Raw genomic sequence first — 3,158 nt, 5'->3', positions numbered from 1 at the left:
TCCGCCTCTCCGCCTCTCCGCGCTGATACGTCGCCGCCTTCGATGTGTCCGTGCGCGCCCCGTGCTTTTCCCTCTTGCTTCCGAATTGAAGCGCAAGATCTGGAGCGCGTCTGCGCACGAACGTCGTTAGACTGGGTTCATCGACTTTCTTCGTGGCTCCAACCGCGCACGCAATGCTTCCCGGCATTCCGCACGACTCGGCGCCACATCGCTGACGAACCAAGGGACGCCCGTGAACATCGCCGATCTGCAGCCTGCCGTCGAATCGCTGGACATCGCACAACGCGTCGATGCCATCGACTGGCCGACTGTCGGCGCCGAGCTCGATCGCTATGGATGCGCGCGTGTGCCGGGCCTGATTTCGACGAACGAATGCAATGCGCTCGCGTCGCTCTATCCGCGAGATGCGCTTTATCGTTCACGCGTCGTGATGGCGCGGCACGGATTCGGCCGCGGCGAATACAAGTATTTCGCGTACCCGCTGCCCGCAGTCATTGCCGAGCTTCGCACGACGATCTACCCGCATCTCGCACCCATCGCGAATCGCTGGAACCAGGCACTCGGAATCGACGTCCGCTATCCGAACGACCACACGACATTCCTCGATCGCTGCCGGGCGGCGGGGCAGACGCGACCGACGCCGCTGATCCTGCAATACGGTCCCGACGACTACAACTGTCTCCATCAGGATCTTTATGGCGAGCACGTGTTTCCGCTGCAGGTCGCGATCCTGCTGTCGGCGCCGGGCCGCGATTTCACGGGCGGGGAATTCGTGTTGACGGAACAGCGGCCACGCATGCAATCACGGGCGGAAGTGGTGCCGCTGATGCAAGGCGACGCGGTGATCTTCGCCGTGCATGGCAGACCCGTGCAGGGGACGCGCGGCGTCTATCGCGTCAACCTGCGCCACGGCGTGAGCCGGATTCGCAGTGGCCACCGTCACACAGTCGGCATCATCTTTCATGACGCGCAGTGACGGCAGCGAGGACGAGCGTGGTGTCGTCCCGACGTTCGTCAAGCGGATGATTTCCGGTTCGCGCGGGGAGCACCGCGCTACGCTATTGCCCGCACGCCCGCAGCAGTGACAAATGGCCGACTGCGCTGACCACCAGGCCATCGCAAACACAACGAATCGACGTTTCGGGTGAGCGACGAAAAACAGTCGCGCTCACCTGTTGCGATGCATATTGGATGCGCCGTTCGACCTACCCTCGCGCCACACTCGCCCGCAGCCGATCGCCTGCATCGGAGGCCAGCCGCGCATAACCCGGCAACGTCAGCAGCGCGAGCACGCCGGCCGCGACGAATGCCCAGCGGAAATCGTCGAGCACGTAATGCATGCCCACCGCATCTCCGCGCACCAACGCCGCGAGCCGCAGCGACAATGCCCCGAACGCGATCCCCATCCCGATCGTCATCTGCTGTGCGGCACTCCACAGCGTGCTGGCTGCACTCGTCTGATGAGCCGGGATATCCGCATAGGCGAGTGTCGCGAGCGTCGTGAACTGCATCGACCGCGTGAGTCCGTAGACGAATACGACGAGCAGCGTGATCGCCAGTGGCGTCGACGCGGTCAGCCAGCCGCACGCAATCGTGAAGATGCCGACAATTGTCACGTCGACGAGTGCAACGCGCCGGAAACCATATCGGTCGAGAATCCACGACGTTCCCGCCTTCATCCCCAGATTGCCGAGCGCACTCGCGAGCAGCAACAGGCCGGACTGGAACGGCGACAACCCGAAGCCGATCTGGAACAACAGCGGCAGCAGGTACGGTACGGCGTTGATCGCCATCCGCGTGACCGAGCCGGAGATCACCGTCACCGAGAAGGTCGGCACCTTTAGCGTGGCGAAGTCGAGCAGCGGATGCGCGCAGCGTCGCGCATGCCACCACGCGGCCGCGCCGAACAGCACGCTCGCCCCCACCAGGACGCCCGCGCGCGTGAAGTCGACATCCTGCTGGCCGGCCGCTTCGGTACCGATCAACAGACAGGTCAATGCACCACCGGCCAGCACGAATCCAGCCCAGTCGAGCGGCCGTTGCTCGTCGGCCCGCGTGTTCCGGACGATCAGCCAGGTACAGACGAGCGCGGCGATACCGAACGGGACGTTCAACAGGAAGATCCAGCGCCATGACGCATAAGTCGTGATGAAGCCGCCGATCGGCGGCCCGACGACAGGCGCGACGATGCCCGGCCACGTGATCGTCGCGATCGCTCGCATCAGCTTCGCCTTCTCGGTGCTGCGCACGACGATCATCCGTCCGACCGGCACCATCATTGCCCCGCCGACGCCCTGCAGCAGCCGTGCAGCCGTGAACGTCACGACACCTTCGGACAGCCCGCACAGCACCGACGCACCGGTAAAGACGACAATCGCACTCGCGAATACCGTACGCGAGCCATAGCGGTCCGCGATCCAGCCGCTGATCGGGATGAACACCGCCAGCGCCAGCATATAGGCCGTCATCCCGAGGCTCAGCGCGTTCGGACCGACACCGAACGAACGCGCCATTTGCGGCAGCGCGGTCGCGATCACGGTCGTGTCGAGGTACTCCATGAAGAACGTTGCGGCGACGAGATACGGCAAGAAGTCGGTCGTCCGACTACCTTGGGCAGGGCTGTCAGTCATGAACTGTGCGAGGGACGGAATACGGAGGACACCGACCGCCAGCGGATGCCTGAAAGCACCGGGAATCGGGACGAATGGCGATATTACCCCGAAGGGCCTGCTCCTCGCTCTGCCGCGCATGCCGTGCGAACGGACTTTATGCGCATAGATTTTTATGACGATTTCGTGAGTGGATTCGTGGAAAGGCGCACACCGATCCGGTCGACAGGGTTCGTCGAAAGACCGATGGATGCAGCGGGGAATTTTCGTCAGAAGACGACATTTATCGACCATCTTCGACGAATGTCGCGCATCGTCGATCATCAAAACATCGCCCCTGGATGTATCAACATCGACCGAATGCTGACTAATGGGGGATCGGCGTGGTACGTAGAGAACGTACCGAGGATATCAAAGGTGCTTGATGGCGGATTGCTCGGGGATGGCAGATACCTGATCCACGACCGTCGGCCGTCTCGGCTCCGATCACAGTATTGCTTGGCCAGCGCCGTACATTTCCGTCGTACCAATGCAAAAACCCCCGCCTTT

General features: G+C 62.8%; 3 protein-coding genes. 2 read left to right on the top strand and 1 reads right to left on the bottom strand.

Going from position 1 to position 3,158, the window contains the following annotated elements:
- Positions 1 to 232: 232 nt before the first annotated feature.
- Complete coding sequence (locus FOZ70_RS03670) at positions 233 to 976, top strand: 2OG-Fe(II) oxygenase (RefSeq protein ID WP_219704965.1); 744 nt, start codon at positions 233 to 235, stop codon at positions 974 to 976.
- A 229-nt stretch (positions 977 to 1,205) separates the two neighbouring features.
- Here the strand turns inward: FOZ70_RS03670 and FOZ70_RS03665 are convergent, their stop codons facing one another.
- Positions 1,206 to 2,630, bottom strand: coding sequence for an MFS transporter (locus tag FOZ70_RS03665; protein ID WP_219704964.1), 1,425 nt, complete (start codon positions 2,628 to 2,630; stop codon positions 1,206 to 1,208).
- A gap of 225 nt (positions 2,631 to 2,855) precedes the next feature.
- Here FOZ70_RS03665 and FOZ70_RS03660 point away from each other — a divergent pair.
- The coding region (locus FOZ70_RS03660; RefSeq protein WP_219704963.1) for a hypothetical protein at positions 2,856 to 3,158 on the top strand (303 nt) is incomplete at its 3' end.

The organism is Burkholderia sp. COPS (genome assembly GCF_019425585.1).
GTDB classification, from domain to species: Bacteria; Pseudomonadota; Gammaproteobacteria; order Burkholderiales; family Burkholderiaceae; genus Burkholderia; species Burkholderia cepacia.
The sequence above is the reverse complement of the archived record's forward strand: the minus strand, read 5'-3'. Positions and strand labels throughout refer to the sequence as shown.

What these genes read in the sequence shown, in the direction of transcription:
- FOZ70_RS03665 (WP_219704964.1), bottom strand. Translation starts at nt 2,630, where the DNA reads ATGACTGACAGCCCTGCCCAAGGTAGTCGGACGACCGACTTCTTGCCG.